The following is a 21115-nucleotide window of genomic DNA, read 5'->3' on the forward strand; positions in this document are numbered from 1 at the left end:
TGCCGCCGCTGATACTTGATATCAGGGTCTAGCGACCAAGGCGTGCATATCCGTATCGAGCCTGACCCGCGCCGGGCCATTGATCAACCAACACTCGCCAGCACGCCATGGCGTGCCATCGATCGTACCGGATCCGGAAATTGGCGTAAACCAGGTGTCAGCCTGCTCGAACCAGATGGTATCGCCCGCCGTCCCCACCCTGCTCTCCACCGTGAATGGGGCGGTAGGCGGTTTGAGAAGGACATGATCGGCCGCCGGCGGTACATGTTGTTCTTCTAAGGCATAGGGTTCCGGCCGGCTCACCGAAATGCCATCCTCCAGATGTAGGCCTCTGGGACGGCCATAATCATATAGGCGGTAGGTGACGTCGCTATTCTGCTGGATTTCAACCAGGGCTATGCCGCCACCGATCGCATGAATGGTGCCCGCCGGGATATAGTAGAAACTGCCCGGCTGCACCGGCCTCCAATCGATCAGTTCCTCGATCGATCCGTCCAGGGCAGCGGACCGTAAACCATCATGGCTGACAGGACGGACCAGGCCTATTCCCAGCTGGGCATCCCCCTGGGTATCGAGCACGTACCAGCATTCGGATTTTCCGCTGCGCAAGTTTCGGGCGCGGGCTTGATCATCATCGGGATGAACCTGGATCGAAAGTCGTTCGCTGGTGAACAGATATTTGATCAGCAGAGGCTGGTGGCGATCGTCCGGGCCGGTAAACCAGACCTCGCCAATCCGCTGTCCGGGAGCTGCTTCATAGAGTTCGGGAATATCTTCCCTGCCCCACGGCTTCTCGACAATATGAGCGGTCAGTCGATGGGATGTCACGTGAAAGCCTTTTCCTGAGCCGCTATGGCCAGGGCGATGGTCCCCAACGGCCCCGCCTGGTTGCCCAGTACCGGTGCGACGATATAGGGCTCGTCCATCGGAAGAGCCATATAGCCATTCAGGCTGCCGCGCAGCGCTCCCTCGATCCTTTCGAGGAGATGGGGCTGGTGCGCCAGCACGCCGCCGCCCATGGCGATGCGCACCGGTCCTGCGGTGTAGACGAGTGCATGAAGCATCTTGGCCAGACTGTCGATAATAGGATTCCAAACAGGGTCGTCGCGCGCGATATGTTCCAGGGATCGACCTTGCAGCCGGGCGATGAGGGCGGGCCCAGAGGCGAGCCCTTCCACGCAATCGTCATGATAGGGACAAAGACTGGAAAAGTCGTCGCCAGCCATCAGCGGCACGCGGATATGGCCCGCTTCGCTATGACCGATGCCGCGCGTCGGGAAACCATGCACGACCAAGCCAACGCCGATCCCCGTCCCAACGGTGACATAGGCAAAGTCCCGCAGGCCCTGACCGCTGCCCCAGCGAATCTCAGCCATGGCCGCGCCGTTGACGTCCGTATCGAATCCCCAGGGAACGTCGAAGGACCTGGTCAGCGCGCTAACAAGGTCAGTGCCCGACCATCCAGGTTTCGGTGTCGACAGAACGTGGCCATAGCTAGGTGAAACGGGGTCGATATCGATCGGACCGAACGCCCCGATTCCCAAGGCTTCAAACCCTTCGCCGTCATGCCAATCCTGCAGCACCATCACTATTGCCGACAGCGTTTCTTCCGGCGAACGAGTGGGGATCGTACGCTGGTCCAATATCTCGTTTGGCCCTGATGCGAGCGTGCAGATGCATTTGGTGCCGCCAAGCTCTATCCCGCCATAGCGTCGTATGTCAGAAGGCGGCACAGCGCGCTCAGACATACCAGCGACCCTTCTGGTCCATTTTGACAAAACCCGCCAATGTCGACGAGCCAGAGGCGGGGGTCCGCGTTCCGATGCGACCGGGCAAACAGAATGACATCATTCGCCGACCCTAGGCATAGAGGCGGAAGCGCGCAATGCGCGGAAGGGGGATCGAACGCCGCAGCGCCGCCCCGCGGCAGCATGCGGGTCCGGCCCCAACTTAGCGGGGGTCAATCGCGGCCGAGTTGCGCCTTCAACGCGTCGATCCGTTTCGAGGCCTCCGCCTTGCTGAGCGTGGCAGCGGGCGGTTCGACTCCCGCCTCTTCGCACAGGGTCGTAAGATAGGACGCCTGGGCGCCCGTCATGGGGTCATCGCCCGACACCCAGGCATCGGGATCCTTTTCTGCATTCGAGCCAGGATGTTCGTCGAGTTTGGGATTGTCGAGAGGTTGGGTCACGGCTACGGTTCCAATGTTCTTGCTTCGTTCTGACGACAACGTCGCTTCAGCCTGAACGTTCCCTTTCTAATGACGTTGCTCGGCGCAGCGGCTGCGTAAGACAGTGAATGCCGCCGCCGCAGGCTGCGAACTGGGAAATATCGACCTCGGTCACATCATAGTCAGCGGCGCGCAGAATGGGCGCGACGATGCCGTCCGTGCGCGCGACAATATGTCTGTCCCCCAGTGAAAGAATATTGCAATCCAGCGTGGAAGCTGCGCTGTCCGGCACGGCTATGATGGAAACGCCCCGTGCCCTTACAGCGGCCAGAAAGCCCGGGTCCAGCAAATCGACGCAGGCAATCGCCTCGTCCCTGTCGACCATGCAGAATATGGTGTCTAAATGCAGATTGTCGGCGTGAAAGGGGCAAATGAGCACCTCCCAGCCTGCAGCTCGAAATGGAGCGGAAAAGTCATTTATCCCGGCGGCCGTGCTGCGTTCGCCCGACATGCCGATCAGCAGGAGTCCTTCGCGGGCGACGCAAATATCACCTCCCTCGATCGTGCCCGCTCGAATGTTTCGCACAAGCGCATCGGAGGCGCCAAGATGCTGGATCAGCCGATCGACTTCGGGCCGCCGGTGAAGCATGGCCGGATTTAGCGCCACCATTCCCCAGGGCGTGGATACGCCGACGTCCCGTGTGAAGCACATATCCGGCAGGGTGGGGTCGGGCGTTAGGATATGACATCGCACGCCAGACCTTTGGAGCACGCGAACAAGCTCCGCATGCTGACGTTGCGCCTCGTCGATGCTCGCGACGAACCCGTGTGAAAGACTGCGGCGCGTCACGGCGCAGCAGGGAACAGGCGCCAGGAAATGCGGCGGGCACATCAGCACGTCGGTCAGGCGATCGGTTTCGCTCCAGACAGCATAGGGTGGTCGCGTCACGGCGAAAGGGGCGGCGAACGCTCCCAGGAACGGATCGAAATCCAGTTTCATGCTGCTCTCCTGACTTTCATAAACACCCCGCCTCAAGGCTGCGTTCCGGAGAGATATTCGCCATAAAACCTAGGTTAGACAGTTTCCCCTCAGACCGATGGTTCGTCTGGATCGCGGCCTTGCTGCCGATCCATGGCCCGCATGATCGGCGTGACGCTGAGGCCATGCAGCAGGATGGAAAGCAGAACGACCAGGCTGACGATCGCCCATAGACGCTCCCCTGATCCAAAGCCGCCGGCATTGATCGCATAGGCGAGATAATAGAAAGACCCCACTCCCCTGATACCGAAAAAGGCGAGCGTCATCTTCTCGCTCCTTTGGGCGGGCAGGCCAATCAGGCCGACGAGACCCGCGGCAGGACGCACCAGAAGGATGATGGCGATCGCGGCCATCAGGTCCATCCATTGAAGCGGCGCCAGCAGTCCGCTGACAAGCGCGCCACCAAAGAGGATTAGCACTACCATCATCGCCAACCGTTCCACCTGTTCGGTCAGTGCATGCATCTCACGCTGGAAATCATGATCCCGATGCGAACGGCGCAGGGTCAAGGCGGTAACGAACACCGCGAGAAATCCGTAGCTGTCCGCCATTTCGGCAGCGCCATAGGACAGGAGCGTCGCGGCCAGTGCGATCAGCCCGTCGCCTGTTTGCGCCAAGCGATTTTTCGCGGGCACATGGAATGTCAGCCAGCCGAATAGGCGTCCGATGATCCAGCCGGAGATCAGGCCGACGCTGATTTCCCAAAGCACGTCATGCAGCACCCAGTTGCCGAGCCAAGGCTCGTCGGAGCCGGCTGCGACGGCGGCCAGCGCGATGGCGAGATTGACGAAGGGAAAGGCCAAGCCATCATTCAATCCGGCTTCCGATGTCAGCCCGAACCGAACCTCATCCTCTTCGCCGCTTTTGGGCGGCCCCACCTGCACGTCGGCGGCCAGCACGGGATCGGTCGGCGCGAGACAGGCGCCCAGCAGCAGGGCCACGGCCAGGGACATGCCAAGCCCGTAGATGCCGATCAGGGTAATCGCCGCGATCGAAAGCGGCATCGTGATGCCCAGTAGCCGCCAGGTGACATTCCATTTGCGCCAGCTGAAAAGCCGGTCGAGCTTGAGCCCCGCCCCCATCAGGGCAATGATGACCACGAACTCGGTCAGCCGCTCCGCGATATCAGGCAGGATGGTTGGCAAAGGCCGGAAGGTGATGGGGGGGATAAGAAATATGGCGGCCCCAGCGCCCATGCAGATAATGGGCAGCGACAGCGGAAGCCGCTTCAAGGCCAGCGGCAACCATGCGACGAGCGTTATCAAAATGCCTGCACCGGTGAGCCACAGGATATAGGGTTCGGGGGAGGAAAGGCCGGGCATTCCCTTTAAACCCGAAACTGCGGCCATAGGTTCACCGGCGGTCAGGCCGCAGGCGCGGGCGCCTCGATCATCTCGCGGATCTTGGCCGATAGGACGTCAATCGCGAAGGGCTTGGCGATCATCTCCATACCCTGCCCCAGAAATTCGCTACGCACCGTCGCCCGTTCAGCATAGCCGGTGATGAACAGGATGCGCAGGTCGGGGCGGTCGCCCCGCAAGATATCCGCGAGTTGACGGCCATTCATGCCGGGTAGCCCCACATCGCTGATCAGCAGATCCATGCGCGGCATGGTCTGTGCAAGTGTGATGGCGGTTTGAGCATCGGGCGCCTGCCACACGGCATAGCCCAGATCATCAAGCACGTCGTACACCAGCAGCCGGACCGAAGGATCATCTTCGACCAGCAGCACGCATTCGCCCGGTTCGGCTACACGCACTTCGACGGCCTGATCGTCTTTATGCTCTATTTCGCCAACATGGCGGGGCAAGAGGAGGCGGATCGTGGTGCCCTGTTCAGGGGCGGAGCAGATGCGAACATGGCCGCCCGACTGACGCGCGAAACCATAGACCATCGACAGGCCAAGGCCGGTTCCCGCGCCGATCGGCTTGGTGGTGAAGAACGGATCGAACGCCTTGGCAAGCACATCCTCGCTCATGCCCATGCCGGTGTCGGAAACGCTGATCTCTACGAAATCACCGCCATCAATGTCGTCGGCTTCGGGCATGGTGACTTCGCTCAATGGCGCATTGCGCGCCGCGATCGTTAGCGTGCCGCCATGGGGCATGGCGTCGCGCGCATTGATGGCGAGATTGAGCAACGCGCTTTCCAGCTGATTATGATCGGTCTTGGCGCGCCAGGTCGCGCCCGCCACATCGACCTCCAGCCGGATATTTTCGTCCATGGTCCGCCGCAGCATCTCTTCCATGCCAGTGACGAGATCGCCGACCGCAACGGCCGTGACATCGAGCGTCTGGCGGCGGGAAAAAGCGAGCAGGCGCTGCGTCAAGGATGCGGCGCGCTGCGCCGACGTCATTGCCGTGTCGATATAGCGCGCGACCCGATCGCCGCGGCCTGCGGCCAGATGCCGGTGCAGCAGTTCGAGAGAACCGATGACGCCCGTCAGCATATTGTTGAAATCATGCGCGATGCCGCCGGTCAGCTGGCCGACGGCTTCCATTTTCTGCGCTTGGCGCAAGGCTTCCTCGGCCGCGAGTAATTGTTGCGACCGCTCCTCGACCCGCTCTTCCAGGCTGGCGTTGAGTTCGGCCAGAGCGACGGTCGTGCGCACCCGTTCGATATGTGCCCAGGATCGTTCCGCCACCGATGCGATTAGCCGCAGTTCCGACGGGGTCCAGTCATGGGGTACGCAATCGTGAATGGCCATCAATGCGGTTAGCCGGCCGCCCTTGATCAGCGGCAGGCAGATTGTCGCGGCAATCCCGATATCTTGGAATGTCCGGGCTTCATGTGCGGGCAGATCGCGCGCATTGTCATTGATGATGAGCGGCAGTCCGGCGTGAAGCCGCTCCAGTGCCATCGCGCCGAAATCCCGCAATCGGTAATGGCCGACAATCGACGGGGAGTCGGCGGCTGCCCAATCACCGCGGATGGTGAAACCATCCCCATCCTCATCCATGTCGGCATAGGCGCAATTCGATACGCCCAGATGCGTCGCGACCATCCGGGTGGTGATGGCCATGACCGCGTCCGCGTCATGGGCGAGGGTGATTTCCCGGCTGAGATCATCCAGGAACCGCAGCCGCATTTCGTTGGCCGCCAGGCTTTCTTCCTGTTCGCGCTGCAAGGTGACGTCGGTGTGGATACCGACCCATTCGCGCAGGGTGCCATCGGCATCGAACATCGGCACTGCGCGGATCGAGAAACGTCGCCACTGGCCATCGGCGCACAGGACGCGATGCTCGAAAATGAACATCTTGCGTGCGGCGACTGCTTCGTCCCAGGCGTCGATCGAGGGTTGCGCGTCTTGTGGATGCACCGCATCCGCCCAGCCATAGCCCTGATAGGCCTCCTGGCTTTGCCCGGTGAGCTTGGCCCAGCCGGGCTGGGGCCCGTGCATTTTCCCTTCCGCGCTATTGGTCCACAAATAGCCGTCGATCGCCTCGACCGCCGCCTCGAACCGTTCGTTGCTGGTCTGAAGCGCGACCTCGCGATCGCGCCGTTCGGTAAGGTCCAGCATCGCGCCCACCATCCGGGTAGCGCGGCCTGATGCATCCCGAATGATGAAGCCGCGATCGAGCACAGGGGCATAGCCGCCGTCGGCGCGGGCAAAGCGATATTCGTCCGACCAGTGGATGGCGTTGCTATCGGTCGCGTCGTGGATGCCTGCGGAAATGCGATCCCGGTCATCGGGATGAATGTGCGCGATCCACCATGCGCCGGTCGGTTCGACCGTGGCCAGGTCAAAGCCATAGGTGCGCTCGATCGCCTCGTTCCACTGAACCTGATCAGTCTGAAGGTCCCAATCCCAGATAGCGTCGTTGGTGGCGCGCCCGGCCAGGCGATAGCGTTCCTCGACACTGCGCAAATCGTCGGCGCGGCGATCAGTAAGCGCGATGATGCGCCGCAACTCCATCTGCGTCATCACCTGGCGCGCAAGCACGGTCAGCAGGTGCCGCTGCTGCGGCGTGATACCATCGGGCCGGGGCTGGCGGTCCAGCACGCACAGGGTGCCGATCGGAATACCCTTGGGCGTGCGGAGCAAGGCTCCGGCATAGAAGCGCAGGCCATTGTCGGCCGTCACCAGCGGGTTGGCGGCGACGCGATCATCCAATGTCGTATCCGGAATGACCAGAACATCGTCGTGCGACAAGGCGTGGGTGCAAATGGAAAGATCCAGCGGCATGTCCTGGACGCCCAGACCAACCTGCGCCTTGAACCATTGCCGGTCGCCAGCGATCAGGGTGATGACGGCGATCGGCGCGGCGAACGCGTCGGCGGCCAGTTGCACCAGATCGTCGAAATCCGGCTCGGCCGGCGTGCCGATCATGGCATAGCTGTTCAACGCCGCGATACGCTCCGCCTCGCTCCAGGTGGAGGAGGAGGCAGCAGGGGTGCGCGCGGCATCGGTCGTCATATCCCACCCATATCAGCCTTGGGCGAAAAGCAGCATCTAAAATAGCTTGATCTTCCGCAATGTTTGCAAGCCGCCGGGAGGCGTGGCGCCTCAATCGGCGGCAGAGGCGGAGCCGGATGGCTCCAGGATCAATGTGCGCCCCTCGACCCGCCAGGAGGCAAGCTGGGTGAGGAAGTTCATGCCCAATATGTCGACGTCACCCAGGGCTGGCGAGATGACGGCGTTGAGATTGCGCGCTTCCAGACCGCCGATTTCAAGCCGGTCGATCGTTCCCGTTTCGACGCGCACGGTGCCGTTGGCGGTGCGCATCAGGACAGGGACGATCCCGTCTTGCGAGGTGATGGAGGCGGCACGGGCGGTGCCTTGCGAAATCGCGGTCACGGTGGCGCCGCTGTCGATCAGCATGCGGCGGGGCACACCGTTGATGCTGGCTCTAGCCCAGAAATGGCCGTCCGGGGACATCCGGATGCGCACGGTGTTTCCCTGCGTTTCCTGATCGGCCAGACCCAGGCGCGACTGGATCTGCGACAGGGCGGGATCGAACGGCGCGCGCTGGGCGAGGATGAGCAGGCCGATGGCGAGCAGGCCAATGGAAAGCAGTGCGCGCAGGATGCGGCCGATGAAGGGGATGTTGAAGAGGAGGAACAGCACGACCGCCCCGCCCAGCGCATAGGGAAGAAGCCGCTGCCATTCCGGGTTGATCGCGATGTCCATCGATTGCCAAACCAGAGGCGGGAGCTTTCGATCCATAACGGCATGCTGACGAACGCAGACAGCAAAAGCGACAAAAGAAAAATTGCGGTCACTTTTAGTTAGCTAACTAACTATCTCTGGTTTTGTGTGATTGCGTTGGGTTTCGTCAGGGCACAATGAACAAGGTGGCGGTTCGTCCATTGATGCGGTTGGAGAGGGGCGATCACAGGAGATGGTTCATGCCAGCGAAATCAGCCGCACAACAGAAAGCCGCCGGCGCAGCGCTTTCGGCCAAGCGGGGCGACACACCCAAGAGCGAGCTTCAAGGTGCATCCCGGTCCATGGTGGAGTCGATGAGCGAAAAAGAACTGGAGGACATGGCCTCGACCGAGCGCAAGGGCAAACCCGAGCATAAATCCAAGGATTAAGCGGCTGCGGCGCGCCCCAAGCCGATACCGAAGAGTGGTACGCCAGGATTAGGACGTTGGCGGGCGGAACCCTTTGCCATGGCGGATCATTGCCGTCGCCATGATGATCTTGATGGCTCCGGTTCCGTTCCCGCCCGCTCTTGGCCCTAGGCGCTGATCCATGGCGAAGGGGGGCGGCATTCGCGACAATATTGTTCTCTACGGCGCGTTGGCGGCCAATGTCGGCATTGCCATCGCGAAGTTCGTCGCGGCCGGAATCAGTGGATCATCGTCCATGCTGACCGAGGGCGTCCATTCGCTGGTCGATTCCGGCAATCAGTTGCTGCTGCTCTATGGCCAGCGGCGCGCCGCCAAGGCGCCGGACCGCGCCCATCCCTTTGGCTATGGACGCGAACTCTATTTCTGGGCCTTCATTGTCGCCATATTGATCTTTGCGCTGGGCGCGGGCGTGTCGATCTATGAAGGCGTCGTTCATATCCGCCAGCCCGAGCCGCTGCGCGATCCGACCATCAATTACGTCGTGCTGGGCGTTGCGCTATTGCTGGAGGGCACGTCCTGGACGATTGCGGTGCGCGAATTTGACGCCAAGCGGGGCGATATGCCCTGGTGGACGGCAGTGCGGCGCTCGAAGGACCCGGCAGGGTTCATCGTCCTGTTCGAAGACAGCGCCGCGCTGTTGGGGCTGGTCGTTGCCGGCATCGGTGTATCGGTCAGCCATTATGTCGGCGATGCGCGCGTCGATGGGGTGGCGTCGATCGTGATCGGCGGCATATTGGCGCTGGTCGCGCTGTTGCTGGCGCGCGAGGCCAAGGGTCTGCTGATCGGCGAAAGCGCCGACCCGGCCATAATCGCACAGGTCCGCGCGCTTCTGGAAACCTATGACGCCATCCAGTCCGTCAATCATGTCCGTACGATCCATACCGCGCCCGATTCCGTCTTCGTCGCGATCAGCGCCGACTTTGCCGATGACGTATCGATGGGCGATGGCGAGGTGCTGATCGAAGCGATCGAAACGCGCCTGAAGGCAGCCATGCCGCAACTGTCGTCCATCTATATCAGGCCGGAAAAGGCGCGGGACGCCATGCGCGTGATCGGCTGAGCCAGACAGGCTATCGGGTGGGCCGTGGCATTATCGCGGCGTGGGTCGGTTCATCCATCAATCGGCGAATGTCGGCCTCCCCCTCATTCGCCATTTCGATGAGCGCGTCGGCGGTGTGCGGATCGGTGGTGGTGATGGCGAGCCGGCGGCAAAGTTCGACCCGTCCCCATATGCGCCGCAGCAACTCCGCCTGTTCCATGCCATGCCCTTCAACGCCGGTTTCATGGTTTATCCCGGCTGGTGCAAACGGTCCAGTGGGGCGGAGGTATCAGAACGGGATTTCCTCACCCTGATAGTCGAACAGCTTGCCACTGTCGGCGGGCTTCAGCGCTTCGATCACGTCGAGCAGCTGCATTGCGGCGCGTTCGGGGTCGAACAGGCGTCCGTCCGGGACATTGGCCTGAAACGGACGGGACAGGGCGGTATCGACGGTGCCGGGATGCAGTGTCACGACGACCGAACGGTCATTGCGGCGCTTTTCCTCGATCGCTAGATTGCGCATCATCATGTTAAGCGCAGCCTTGGACGCGCGATAGCCATGCCAGCCGCCCAGCCGATTGTCGCTGATCGACCCTACCCGCGCCGACAGGGCGGCAAAGACGGTACGCCCGGTGCGCGGCATCAGCGGCAGGACATGCTTGGCGACCAGCATCGGGCCGATGGCGTTGACGGCATAGGTACGCGCCAGCCATTGCGGGTCGAGATCCCGCAGCGCCTTTTCCGGTCCATGATCCCCTTCATGCAGCAGGCCGGTAGCGACAAGCACCAGCATGGGCGCGGGGCCGTTGGCGATCTGCGCCGCTGCGGCGGCGATGCTGGCTTCGTCGAGCAGGTCGATATGGTTTGCGCCGTCGAAGGAGCGGGCAAAACCATGGATCTGGTCAAAGGCGCCTTCCTCCTCCAGGAGCGTGCGGAAGGCGCCGCCAATGCCGCCGGACGCGCCGATGATGACCGCCGCGCCGCTCATGACCGGACGAAGCGCCATTGGTCGGCGCTGCTTTCGGCGGCATCGAAGAGATAGCCATCGCTGTCGAAGCCGCGCATTGCGTCGATGTCGGTGACATGATGTTCGCACATCCAGCGCGCCATCATGCCGCGCGCCTTCTTAGCGTGGAAGCTGACGAAGCGCGGGCCGTCGGGGCCGGGTTCGCGAAAATCGACGCCGATGATGCGCACATCGGGCAGGCGGCCCTTCACGGCGGCGAAATATTCCTGGCTGGCGAGGTTGAGGACCACCCCTGACCCCTCCGCCGCGATTTCTTCGCGCAGATAGGTGGCGATGCGATCATCCCACCAGTCGGTCAGCGCCTTGTGCCGGGGCGCCCAGCGCGTGCCCATTTCCAGGCGATAGGGGCGGATCGCGTCGAGCGGGCGCAGCAGGCCATAAAGGCCTGATAGGATGCGGACATGATCCTGCGCGAAGGCGATGCCCGCTTCCTCCAGCGTGTCGACTTCGAACCCGGTATAGACGTCGCCGGCAAAGGCGAACAGGGCAAGGCGCTGCGGCAGATCGGGAAAGTCGCGAAAGCGGTCGGCGTTGAGCTTGGCCAGCTTGGGCGAAATATGCATGAGTTCGGCCAAACGCTTCTGGCTCAATCGCGACGCCGAACGGGCGAGTCCCTGCGCTTCGTCGGCAAAATGGGGCTCGGTCGGTTCAATCGGGGGCAGGGTGCGCTCGAAATCGAGCGTCTTGGCGGGGGAGAGCAGCGCGATCATGCGATGGCCGTTACGGCGCGTCGCCGCCCGCGTCAAACAAATCGAAGGGGGCGCGGCCATCGGCGCGCGCCCCCCTTGCCGCCTTACTTCATCGTCGGGATGACGAAGCTCTGGTCGATCACCGCGCCGCCCGAGGGCCAGCGCTGCGTGATTTTCTTTGTGCGGGTGTAGAACCGCACGCCATCCTCGCCATATTGGTCGAGATCGCCAAAGCCAGACCGCTTCCAGCCGCCAAAGCTGTGATAGGCGACCGGCACCGGGATCGGCACGTTGATGCCGACCATGCCGACTTCGACATCGGCGGCGAAGCGGCGCGCATAATCGCCGTTGCGGGTGAAGATGGCGACGCCATTGCCATATTGGTGGTTGGTCGGATAGCTGAGCGCTTCCTCGAAGGTTTCGGCGCGCAGGATCTGAAGCACGGGACCGAAGATTTCGTCCTGATAGCTTTTCATCTGCGGCGTTACCCGGTCGATCAGGGTGGGGGCGAGGTAGAAGCCTTCCTCATAGCCCTGAAGCGAGAAGCCGCGGCCGTCGACCACGATTTCCGCGCCTTCATCTGCCGCCATCTGGATATAGCTTTCGACGCGCGCCTTGTGCTGGGCGGTGACGAGCGGGCCATATTGCGCCTGCGGGTCGCTGGGGATGCCCGGACGCAGCGTTTCGATGGCGGCGACCAGCTTGTCGCGAAACGCCTGCGCGGTCGCTTCGCCGACCGGCGTCACCACCGGCAGCGCCATGCAGCGTTCGCCCGCCGAGCCATAGGCCGCGCCGACGATATCGGCCACCGCCTGGTCCATGTCCGCGTCGGGCAGGATGATGCCGTGATTCTTGGCTCCGCCCATGCACTGGGCGCGCTTGCCGTTGGCGGCGGCGCGCTGATAGACATAATTGGCGATGTCGGACGATCCGACGAAGCTGACCGCCTTGATATCGGGATGGTCGAGGATCGCGTCGACCATGACCTTGTCACCATGAACGACGTTGAAAATGCCTTCGGGCAGGCCCGCTTCCAGCGCCAGTTCCGCCAGGCGCACCGGCACCGACGGATCGCGTTCGGAGGGCTTGAGGATGAAGGCGTTGCCGCAGGCAATCGCCATCGCGCCCATCCACAGCGGGATCATGGCGGGGAAGTTGAACGGGGTGATGCCCGCAACGATACCGAGCGGCTGGCGCATCGAATAAACGTCGATGCCCGGACCTGCGCCTTGAGTATAGTCGCCCTTGAGCAGATGCGGGATGCCGCAGGCGAATTCCACGACCTCCAGCCCGCGCTGCACATCGCCCTTGGCGTCGGCGATCACCTTGCCATGTTCGGACGACAGGAGCGCGGCGAGTTCGTCCATATGCGCTTCGATCAGTTCCTTGTAGCGGAACAGCACGCGGGCGCGGCGCTGGGGATTGACGGCGGCCCAGACGGGCTGCGCCTTTTTCGCGGACTCGATCGCCTGGTCGAGCAAAGCGGCGTCGCCCAGATGGACCTGCGCCTGCACCGCGCCGGTCGAGGGATCGAGCACGTCGGACGCGCGCCCGCCGGTAGACAACGCGGCGGCACCGTGGATGAAATGGGTGATGGAGCGCATGGCTGTTCCTCTCCTTTGTCTCTCAGGGGGATGATAGACGTTTCCGTTTGGCAGCGATACCGGTATGGGAACACATCAGCTGTGCGGAAATACTCATGCTCAATTCCGATGACCTGCGCCTGTTCCTGGCGGTGATGCGCGAAGGCAACATGCTGGCGGCGGCGCGGCGGGCGGGAATCGACCACAGCACGGTGGCGCGGCGGATCAACGCTTTGGAAACCGTGCTGGCGGCGCGCCTGTTCGACCGGTCGCCGCGCGGGGTCACGCCCACGCCCGCCGCCTTTGCGCTCGTCCCCCATGCCGAGCGGGTGGAAAGCGAATTGCTGGCCGCCGCCGCGAGCGTGGCGGGCCGGGATCGCGACGTGGAAGGTGTGGTGCGGCTGGCCACACCCGAAGCCTTCGCCGCCTATTTCGCCGCGCCCCATGTCGGCTCTTTGCGCGACGCGCATGGCCGGCTGACGCTGGAGCTCGCGTCGGAAAGCCGCGCCGCCAGCCTGTCGAAGCGCGAGGCGGACATCGCCGTCATGCTGAAGCCGCCGCCGCGCGGGCGGCTGGTGGCGCGCAAGCTGACCGACTATCGGCTGGGGCTCTATGCCTCGCGCGATTATGTCGCCCGCCATGGCCTGCCCGAAAGCCGCGCGGACCTTAGCCGTCATGCCTTCGTGTCCTATATCGAGGAGCTGGCCGGCTTCCCAGAGATGATGGCGCTGGACCAGATCGTGTCGGGCGCGCCGATTGCCTTTCGCGCCAGTTCAAGCGCCGCGCAGCAATCGGCGGTGGCGGCGGGACTGGGCCTGGGTGTGCTGCACCTGTTTGCCGCTGACGCCGACGACCGCCTCGTCCGGTTGCTGCCGGGCGAGGCGGAGGTGTGGCGCAGCTATTGGCTGGTCATCCACGCCGACCTGCAACGCCTGCCGCGCGTGCGGGCGGTGGTCGACTGGCTGGACACCGTCGCCCACGCGATGCGCGAGCGCTTATAGGGGGCAGAGCGTCAGAAGGCGAATTTGAGGCCGACGCTTGCCGATGCCCTGCGATCATCCTGGCTATAGGTCTGGGATGCGTTGGCAAAGAGCGACAGATTGGCGCTTGCCCGCACTTCCACGCCGCCACTGACAGACCCGACAAGGCGCGCACGTCTGGCGCCGAGCGTGACCAATGTTTGATCCATGCCGGCAAAACCTGACAAGGCATCAACGCCGCGACCCTGAATCTGATATTGCGCGCCCAGCCTGACGAAAGGCCGGACCGCGGTGTCTGACGCGCGGCTATGGCTGACGCGCAGGCCGCCCAAGGCAATGAGGGCGTCATGATCGTCCTTCGCGACATCGAGCGCCCATGGACTCGCACGATCCTCCGTTACGGCGGTGCGCTTTGTCGCGATATAGGTGAGCCCCACATCTGGCGCTGCCACCCAGCTGTCGCCGAGGGGAGCTTCATAGGAAAAAGAGAGAGCGCCGATCCAGCTGTTGAGCCGGAACCGGCCATGTGCAGGGTCGCCGGACGGCGTCCCGCGCTCGCTCTCCATGTCCATGCGGTGATAGGCTAGCGTCGTGTCGATGCGGAACTGGCCGAGCGTGGCGCTGGCGGCAAGACCTGCAAACCAGCCATCGCCATCATTGCGTGATCCCAGAGTCGAAAGCGTCTGGCGGGAATCGAGATAGCCGCCATAGGCTGCGACGGACCATCGATCCGACGCCATGCCCAACCCGCCCAGCAGGCCTCGACTGTCGGATCGCGTGGCGGCGGTGCCGGTTCGATCGTCTGCCGCAATGCGGCCAAGACCGCCCAGATACTGGCCGATGCCATAGAGACGCGGCGTGTCGCTGGATGAAAATTGCGTGATCGAGCGGGTGGCATCGACGATCGCCAGACCGTTGTCGACGCCCAGTTGCGTGGCAGCCGCATAGGGTTCGGCCGTCAGGCGGGCGAAGGCGGGGGGGTTGGACGCTCCAGTCGACGTCGCCAGGATGGGCAGGGCATCGACCAGCGCGTCGCTGGCCCCATCCGTCCCGATCACGCTGTTGGTATAGTCGATTGCGCGCTGAACCTGCGGGTTGAAACGCGCGTCGTTCATGAACTGGCCAAGCAGACGAATGCGTTCATCATCCTGGACGATGAAGCCGAACAGATCGTCGGGCTTGACGACTGTCGTGTAGCGACCCGTAATGCCGCCTGCGGCGGTTATCAGTTCAATGGTGGTTCCGGGCCGGATTTGTTCGATGGTTTCGAGCGAAAGGGTCGCCCCGTCGGCGATGGTCAAGGCCCCGGATATGTGAATCTGGTCCGAGGCCGCCTGTCCGATCAGAAGCTGCGTGACCGATCCGGAGGCCAGGCCAAGATCACCTGTAATGGTCATGACGCCAGGCGTAGCGCCCAAGCGGAGCGTTCCGCCGACCAGAATGTCGGCCGCTACCGTGCCGACCGACCCGAAGGACGCTTCGTTCCGCACGACGATGCTGCTGGCGCGGATGGTGGAGCCGGCAAGGCCCGCGAGCCGGCCGCCATGGAGATCGACTGCGCCGAAGGATGCGTCACCTGCGACGGTGGCCGTGCCCTTGGCGACATCCAGCGACGCAATATTGCTGACAGAGGTGAAACGTACGGCCGGATCGGCGCTGCTCGTATCGATCGCGATGCGGTTGATACCGCCACCGCCATCCACCGCGCCGGCAAAGCGTCCGGCGATGCGGAAATCATCATCGCCCTGGTCGAAATCGAGCCGGTCGGCGACGAGGGACGCATCGGCCGCGATCGTCAGGTCGCCACCGCTGTCCATCTTTTCAAGCATGAACGTGCCCGCAAGCGTCAGACTGCCTCCGCCGGAAGTCGAAAGGATTTCGAAATCGGCAATGCGATCGCCGGAAAGCGTCTGATCCGCCTTGACGGACAGGGTCAGGCTGTCGCGTCCCGCGCCACCCGACAGGACACCCTGCCAAAAGGCGCCATCCGCGAGACTCACGCTATCGTCGCCGGCGCCCATGTCGATATGGCCGAGCAAGCCGCCGCCGGTTGCTATGTCCAAGGTTTCGCTGTTGTCGCCGAAGTGGATGGTATCGTCCGTCGCGCCCAGTCGTCCAGTCACGACCATCGTCCCGCCCACGAGATTGATCGTTTCAAAACCCGTTACGACGCCCGCAAGCGTGACGGGGCCTCCCGCGATGAAGGACAAGCTATCGGTGCCTGCGCCACCGTCGTAGCGGCCGGCAGCGCGCATAAGGGACAGGCCGAGCATGTCATTGCCCGCCCCGAGCGATATGCGCGCCACGTCGCCGGTGACCCATGCCGTCTCGGCTGCGTCACTGCCGTTCAACTGCCCGACGAAATGGCCGTTGGTGGTGAGATCCAACCCGGTGCCGACAAGCTGAATATCGTCATAGCCCTGCGCCAGCGCGAGGGCGAGCGTCCCGTCGCCTTCAACCGCAAGCCGCTCAAAATCCGACTGCGCGCCCAGGCCGGATCGATCACCGGCCAGGATGACGCGATACAGATCAATGCCGGCGCCGCCGTCGATCATTCCGGCGACTTTGCTGCCGGACTCTTCGGTGAAATTGTCATCCCCTGCGCCCAGCCAGACCGCACCGCCGATGACGCCTGCATTGAAGATGCTGTCATTGCCGCTTGCAAGATCAATGCCGCTGGCGATCGTTCCTGCATTGCGTACCATGTCGTCGCCCGCGCCACCTGTAATGGTGATGGCGCCGGCTGTGCTGAGCGTTTCCCCGGCCTTCACGACGATGGTGCCACCATCCAACCCGATCGTGTCGAAAGAGAAGGTGCCGGTGTAGGTGACGTCGCCGTTGCCGATTTGGGTGAAGCGTTCAAAATTGGCGAAGTTGTCGGCGTTGATGGTGCCGCCGCCGGTTGCGTCGACGATGAAACTGTCCGTGCCTGCGCCGCCATCGACGATGCCCTGCATCACCGCGCTGGCAAGCTGGAGGAAGCTGTCGTCGCCGTCACGCAGATAGACGTCGCCGATAATCGTGCCGCGATTGACAATGCTGTCGTTGCCGCCTGCCAGATCGATCGATCCCATGATGGTGCCGCTGTTCGTGATGCTGTCCGCGGCGTCACCCACGGTCTGGACTGCACCTGCAAGATAGGGATTTCCAAGCTGGAGCGAGAGAAAATCGTTGGATGCCAGCTTGGTGCCCGGTCCGCCCATGATGGTGCCGGCATTGTCGAGCGTCAGCGCCGCGTCCTGCACCAGGATTGCAGTGGACAGGGTCCCGGTCGATTCGATGAGGCCATCGGCTTCGTTGGTGAGGCTAAACGGTGTCGTGCCCGTGCCCCAGAATGAAATGGCGGCAGCCGGTTCGCTGACTGGAATTGTTTGATAGTCCCAGTCGAAATAATGCGTTCTGGTCCCGGACCCGGTTACGCGGATCGAGCCGCTATTGACCAAATCGACCATCACATCGGCGCTGCCGAAGCTGAATGCCAGGTCGATGGTACGCGGAGCCAACCCCCCCGATTCAATCACCCCGCTGTTGTTCACACGATAATGGCCGCTTCCGGCATCTGGATAATAGATATTACCGAGGCTGAGTGCTGTCGCCCAGCTACTACGGATCACTCCGCTGTTCTGGATGACGGCTTCGCCACCCATCGCCGGATCAAGCAATGCAGTAACACTCATCCGCCCGTCGATTGTGCCGCTATTTTCGGCGTGGAAATTAGTCACGTTAATTCCACTTAAATCAACGGCGTAACCATATAAGCCAGAAAAAATCTCTCCTGAATTAACGAAGTTAAATTCACCGGATTGAGAGTATTGATTAACGGTGACAGAGTAAAATTGGTCGTCGCGTCGCACAATCCCGTTATTTATGACGGTGTTTCCGATGATAAAGACGCCTTCATTCAGCGTACCTTCATTAACAAACATGTTCAGCTGGTTTGCCAATTCAGGCAAAAACAGACTGTATAAATAGAAGCTGTAGTCTGAGGTAACATTCTCATTGATCGTCGTGCGGTTGACGACCGTTCCCTCACCACCCACAAAAACTCGCGTCATCGCGTCAGAGGCCGAATTGATGGTCACTGTAACGCCAGTCGCTGCTCCTATATAGTCATATGCGAAGCTCTGCATGAGATGCTGGCCAAGGTCGATGACGCTATCAGTCTCATACAGATGGGCGAACATATTTTCGCCGCCGCCGCCATCAATTCGTCCGCTGACGCCGGTGTCGGCGCCGACCTGAACGAAGATGTCATTACCGGAACCAAAGAGCACATCGCCGGTGACCATCCCGCCGCCGATGTAGGCGCTGGGCGAGTAGCCGTAATCGTCGCTTCGAAAATTAACGGTACCCACAATGGCGCCGGCATTGCGCACTATGCCCGACCCGCGGGAAAGGTCGACCGCCACGCCGCCTTCGCCCGCTTCAATATGGCCGCTCTCTTGATTGTCGATCTGCGCGTAGCCCGACGCGATCACGGCCGCTTCGCTGGCGCTGCGCAGCAAGCCCGAGTTGACCAAAGTGGAGCTATATTCGCCCAGCCAGACCGCGAACCGATCGGTATCGATCGTACCGCTGTTGATGACGTGTCGGAAACCGTAAATGCCGCCTGACAGGTTTCCGCCCGCCAACTGGCGGATGGTTCCGCTGTTCATCGCCTGATACTCGTCCCAGTAGGACAGTCCGTAGGCTCCCGATATGGCGGTGGCCTGGTCAACCTCTATCAGGCCGCTGTTATGAACATTGCCGACGCCGCCGATCGCGGTTGCGCCTGATGACGAGATGGAGCCGGCATTTTCGAACGAAACGGTTCGATCATCCGGGAAATATTGATAGCCGCTTGGACCGGTCAGTCGGACAATCGGTTCGAACAGATATTCTCCCGGTGCGGGAGTGAAGCGGATGGCGCCATGACTGACGACGGACAAATCGCCCGTTGTGGCTGCAGTGGGGTCGAGCAAGCGATCCAGTGTCGGTGCGCCAACGAGAATCAGGTCGGGCCGCGTGCTCACAATATCTGCATAGAGATCGACGCTGCCGTCACCGGAAAAACGGAGGCCGGATACGGTGCCGGTCAGGGTGAGCGCTGCGCCGCCACTGAGTTCAAAGCCCAGCTTTTCAAAAGAGCCAAGGTTCGGCACCGCCGTCTGGGTGTCGGCCCCGATTAGGAATACCAGGCTGTCATTACCATCGCCGGGATCAATGACGCCGCTGACCCCGGATGTTCCCCGCGCCAGGGTCGTGAAATAATAATCGTCCGCCGTCCCAAGACGCAGATTGCCGGTCACGGTGCCGCCCCTATCGACAAACAGGCCCGGGTCCCAGGTCGATCGGCTCAAATCGACATCGCCGTCGATCAGACCGGCGTTGAGGATGCGTTCGTCATAATAGCCTTTGATCGCGGTGCCATGACCGCGAATGATGCCGCCCGCGCGATTGTCCAGCAGGGCGCCATCCATGCCGATGGCGGCGCCTTCGCTAGCGGTGATGGTGCCGGTATTGACGAAGACGATCGAAGAAATAGATGCGCCCTGACCCCGGCCTTCAATCACGCCATTATTGATAGAGGTTCGGGTTCGCACGCCTCCGCCGCCCAGATAATTGACGAGACCGATGTCGTTGAGGGAGCGGATAGTGCCATCATTCACGAGGCTGCCGGCGATTGTCAGCGCCACGCCATCGGCCTCTATCGTGCCGCTATTGGTAAAGACACCTTCCTGGTTCATGCTAAAGCTGGCACCGCCGCCGCCTATCGCCTTGATCAAACCCGTGTTGGTTCCCGCAACGAGGCTCAACGAAACGGCTGTCTCGTATGTTTCGTCGAGGGTGGCACGCAGCGCGTGATCATTCTCAAAGGTCAGTCCGCCCTCACCATAGTTGGACTGAATAGAGGATCCGGTCACGATTGGCCCAAGCTGATCCATATCGCTCGCCATGACGAGCGTCCCATTGCCTCCCACCTCATAACCGCCCGGCGGGGCTTTGGCTTGCGCGAGTGAGAGACTGGCGTTGTCGGTCAAATGAAATTGAAGCCGTTCAAAGCCCGAGGCCTTGATTGCGCGATTGACCACCTGATCGCCGCTGACGGTCAAGGACAGAATGTCGTTACCCGCGCCGCCATCAATCTGTCCGCTGATGTTGCTGACGCGGCCGCCCGCGCCGAAGGCGGCAACAAGGATATCGTCACCGTCGTTCAGCCGAACGTCGCCGTCGATCATGCCTGATCTCGTATCGATATAGTCGGAAAAGCCCGATCCGCCGATGACCGACCCGGTGATCGTGCCCTTGTTATATAGATTAAGCTGGAAGGCGCTGCGCAGCGCCACGGCGCCCTGCGTGCTGATGATGGCGCCCGCCTCGTTAGCTACGGACAGGCTTTCTGTCCCGCTGTCATAGACTGGACCGTTGCCGGCATTTATGATGCGGCCTGTATTCAAGAGATAGGGGCTGCCGAACGCCAGATCGATCGTGCCGATATCGCTGTTATTGCGCATCGTGCCGCTGTTCCGAATGAACGCAGGAAAGAAATAGGTTCCGCCGCTGGAGCCGAAGCCGTAGGCGCTGCCGGCGCCGCCGTCGATCAAGCCATCATTATACAGGGAATTGACGATCACCGCGATGGCGCCATTGCTCCCGATGATTTCTCCACCATGCTGATTGCTCAAGACCGCAAAGCCTTCGCGGCCGGGGCGGTTGACAGCCGTTATTGCCGCGCCTTTGTCGGAGCGGATTGAGCCAGCATTATACAGATACGCTTGCAGGAAATCGTCCTTGGCCTTTAGGACAATGCTGCCAAGCCCATCGGGTCGCGGGGCTATGGAGGCACCTTCCATAACTCTGATCGCTACCTCGTTAGTGGTAATCGTCAGCCCATCTGTATCAGCGCCGGTGCAGGTGACCGGGGACGTTTCGACCGAAAAGTTTGGCGCGCATTGCGCGCCCGCAGCGCTCGCAGCGGACAGCGCGATCAGCGACACGCCAAACCGCGCCAGAGTATTTGTAACCATCGAAAAT

General features: G+C 62.1%; 15 protein-coding genes. 3 read left to right on the forward strand and 12 right to left on the reverse strand.

Features of this window, described 5'->3' with window-relative positions:
* Nucleotides 1-21: 21 nt before the first annotated feature.
* From SAB01S_RS09315 to SAB01S_RS09345, 7 genes are all read right to left on the reverse strand, one after another.
* A complete protein-coding gene (locus SAB01S_RS09315; protein ID WP_062732762.1) occupies nucleotides 22-828 on the reverse strand; it encodes a class I mannose-6-phosphate isomerase in 807 nt (268 codons plus the stop codon).
* Nucleotides 825-1748, reverse strand: coding sequence for an ROK family protein (locus SAB01S_RS09320; protein WP_062732763.1), 924 nt, complete (start codon nucleotides 1746-1748; stop codon nucleotides 825-827). Before SAB01S_RS09320 ends, SAB01S_RS09315 begins: the two co-directional genes overlap by 4 nt.
* A 212-nt stretch (nucleotides 1749-1960) precedes the next feature.
* A complete protein-coding gene (locus SAB01S_RS09325) occupies nucleotides 1961-2188 on the reverse strand; it encodes a DUF3072 domain-containing protein (protein ID WP_062732764.1) in 228 nt (75 codons plus the stop codon).
* A 46-nt stretch (nucleotides 2189-2234) separates the two neighbouring features.
* On the reverse strand, nucleotides 2235-3167 hold the full coding sequence (locus SAB01S_RS09330; RefSeq protein WP_062732765.1) for a dimethylarginine dimethylaminohydrolase family protein: 933 nt from the start codon (nucleotides 3165-3167) through the stop codon (nucleotides 2235-2237).
* 89 nt (nucleotides 3168-3256) lie between these two features.
* The gene (locus tag SAB01S_RS09335) at nucleotides 3257-4528 is read right to left on the reverse strand and encodes a cation:proton antiporter (protein ID WP_062732766.1); all 1272 of its coding nucleotides are present in this window, start codon (nucleotides 4526-4528) and stop codon (nucleotides 3257-3259) included.
* 41 nt (nucleotides 4529-4569) lie between these two features.
* Nucleotides 4570-7623, reverse strand: a complete 3054-nt coding sequence (locus tag SAB01S_RS18820) for a PAS domain-containing protein (protein WP_062732767.1) — start codon at nucleotides 7621-7623, stop codon at nucleotides 4570-4572.
* Between the two features lie 90 nt (nucleotides 7624-7713).
* A complete protein-coding gene (locus SAB01S_RS09345) occupies nucleotides 7714-8337 on the reverse strand; it encodes a retropepsin-like aspartic protease family protein (RefSeq protein ID WP_062732858.1) in 624 nt (207 codons plus the stop codon).
* A 218-nt stretch (nucleotides 8338-8555) separates the two neighbouring features.
* Between SAB01S_RS09345 and SAB01S_RS09350 the strand changes: the two genes are divergently transcribed.
* Nucleotides 8556-8744, forward strand: coding sequence for a DUF3008 family protein (locus SAB01S_RS09350; RefSeq protein ID WP_062732859.1), 189 nt, complete (start codon nucleotides 8556-8558; stop codon nucleotides 8742-8744).
* Nucleotides 8745-8904: 160 nt separating this feature from the next.
* On the forward strand, nucleotides 8905-9843 hold the full coding sequence (locus SAB01S_RS09355; RefSeq protein ID WP_062732768.1) for a cation diffusion facilitator family transporter: 939 nt from the start codon (nucleotides 8905-8907) through the stop codon (nucleotides 9841-9843).
* A gap of 10 nt (nucleotides 9844-9853) precedes the next feature.
* Here the strand turns inward: SAB01S_RS09355 and SAB01S_RS09360 are convergent, their stop codons facing one another.
* The 4 genes from SAB01S_RS09360 to SAB01S_RS09375 form a co-directional block, all read right to left on the reverse strand.
* Entirely contained in the window at nucleotides 9854-10042 is a 189-nt protein-coding gene (locus tag SAB01S_RS09360) for a hypothetical protein (protein WP_062732769.1), read from the reverse strand.
* A gap of 69 nt (nucleotides 10043-10111) precedes the next feature.
* Nucleotides 10112-10828, reverse strand: coding sequence for an SDR family NAD(P)-dependent oxidoreductase (locus SAB01S_RS09365; protein ID WP_439646665.1), 717 nt, complete (start codon nucleotides 10826-10828; stop codon nucleotides 10112-10114).
* The gene (gene yaaA / locus SAB01S_RS09370; protein ID WP_062732770.1) at nucleotides 10807-11559 is read right to left on the reverse strand and encodes a peroxide stress protein YaaA; all 753 of its coding nucleotides are present in this window, start codon (nucleotides 11557-11559) and stop codon (nucleotides 10807-10809) included. Before yaaA ends, SAB01S_RS09365 begins: the two co-directional genes overlap by 22 nt.
* 83 nt (nucleotides 11560-11642) lie before the next feature.
* The gene (locus SAB01S_RS09375; protein WP_062732771.1) at nucleotides 11643-13142 is read right to left on the reverse strand and encodes a CoA-acylating methylmalonate-semialdehyde dehydrogenase; all 1500 of its coding nucleotides are present in this window, start codon (nucleotides 13140-13142) and stop codon (nucleotides 11643-11645) included.
* A gap of 95 nt (nucleotides 13143-13237) precedes the next feature.
* Here SAB01S_RS09375 and SAB01S_RS09380 point away from each other — a divergent pair, with 95 nt between their 5' ends.
* Nucleotides 13238-14122, forward strand: a complete 885-nt coding sequence (locus tag SAB01S_RS09380; protein WP_021227234.1) for a LysR family transcriptional regulator — start codon at nucleotides 13238-13240, stop codon at nucleotides 14120-14122.
* An 11-nt stretch (nucleotides 14123-14133) separates the two neighbouring features.
* On the opposite strand, the gene SAB01S_RS09385 is transcribed toward SAB01S_RS09380, so the two are convergent.
* Nucleotides 14134-21108 carry an autotransporter domain-containing protein gene (locus tag SAB01S_RS09385; protein WP_169802557.1) on the reverse strand — a complete coding sequence of 2325 codons (6975 nt, stop codon included), beginning with the start codon at nucleotides 21106-21108 and terminating at the stop codon, nucleotides 14134-14136.
* Nucleotides 21109-21115: the final 7 nt, after the last annotated feature.

Source organism: Sphingobium abikonense NBRC 16140 (assembly GCF_001598335.1).
Taxonomy (GTDB): domain Bacteria; phylum Pseudomonadota; class Alphaproteobacteria; order Sphingomonadales; family Sphingomonadaceae; genus Sphingobium; species Sphingobium abikonense.

Bases quoted from the DNA above. Each gene is read 5' to 3' on its own strand.
- SAB01S_RS09320 (WP_062732763.1), bottom strand. From the start codon at position 1,748: ATGTCTGAGCGCGCTGTGCCGCCTTCTGACATACGACGCTATGGCGGG.
- SAB01S_RS09330 (WP_062732765.1), bottom strand. From the start codon at position 3,167: ATGAAACTGGATTTCGATCCGTTCCTGGGAGCGTTCGCCGCCCCTTTC.
- SAB01S_RS09335 (WP_062732766.1), bottom strand. From the start codon at position 4,528: ATGCCCGGCCTTTCCTCCCCCGAACCCTATATCCTGTGGCTCACCGGT.
- SAB01S_RS18820 (WP_062732767.1), bottom strand. From the start codon at position 7,623: ATGACGACCGATGCCGCGCGCACCCCTGCTGCCTCCTCCTCCACCTGG.
- SAB01S_RS09345 (WP_062732858.1), bottom strand. From the start codon at position 8,337: ATGGACATCGCGATCAACCCGGAATGGCAGCGGCTTCTTCCCTATGCG.
- SAB01S_RS09350 (WP_062732859.1), top strand. From the start codon at position 8,556: ATGCCAGCGAAATCAGCCGCACAACAGAAAGCCGCCGGCGCAGCGCTT.
- SAB01S_RS09355 (WP_062732768.1), top strand. From the start codon at position 8,905: ATGGCGAAGGGGGGCGGCATTCGCGACAATATTGTTCTCTACGGCGCG.
- SAB01S_RS09360 (WP_062732769.1), bottom strand. From the start codon at position 10,042: ATGGAACAGGCGGAGTTGCTGCGGCGCATATGGGGACGGGTCGAACTT.
- SAB01S_RS09365 (WP_439646665.1), bottom strand. From the start codon at position 10,828: ATGGCGCTTCGTCCGGTCATGAGCGGCGCGGCGGTCATCATCGGCGCG.
- yaaA (WP_062732770.1), bottom strand. From the start codon at position 11,559: ATGATCGCGCTGCTCTCCCCCGCCAAGACGCTCGATTTCGAGCGCACC.
- SAB01S_RS09375 (WP_062732771.1), bottom strand. From the start codon at position 13,142: ATGCGCTCCATCACCCATTTCATCCACGGTGCCGCCGCGTTGTCTACC.
- SAB01S_RS09380 (WP_021227234.1), top strand. From the start codon at position 13,238: ATGCTCAATTCCGATGACCTGCGCCTGTTCCTGGCGGTGATGCGCGAA.
- SAB01S_RS09385 (WP_169802557.1), bottom strand. From the start codon at position 21,108: ATGGTTACAAATACTCTGGCGCGGTTTGGCGTGTCGCTGATCGCGCTG.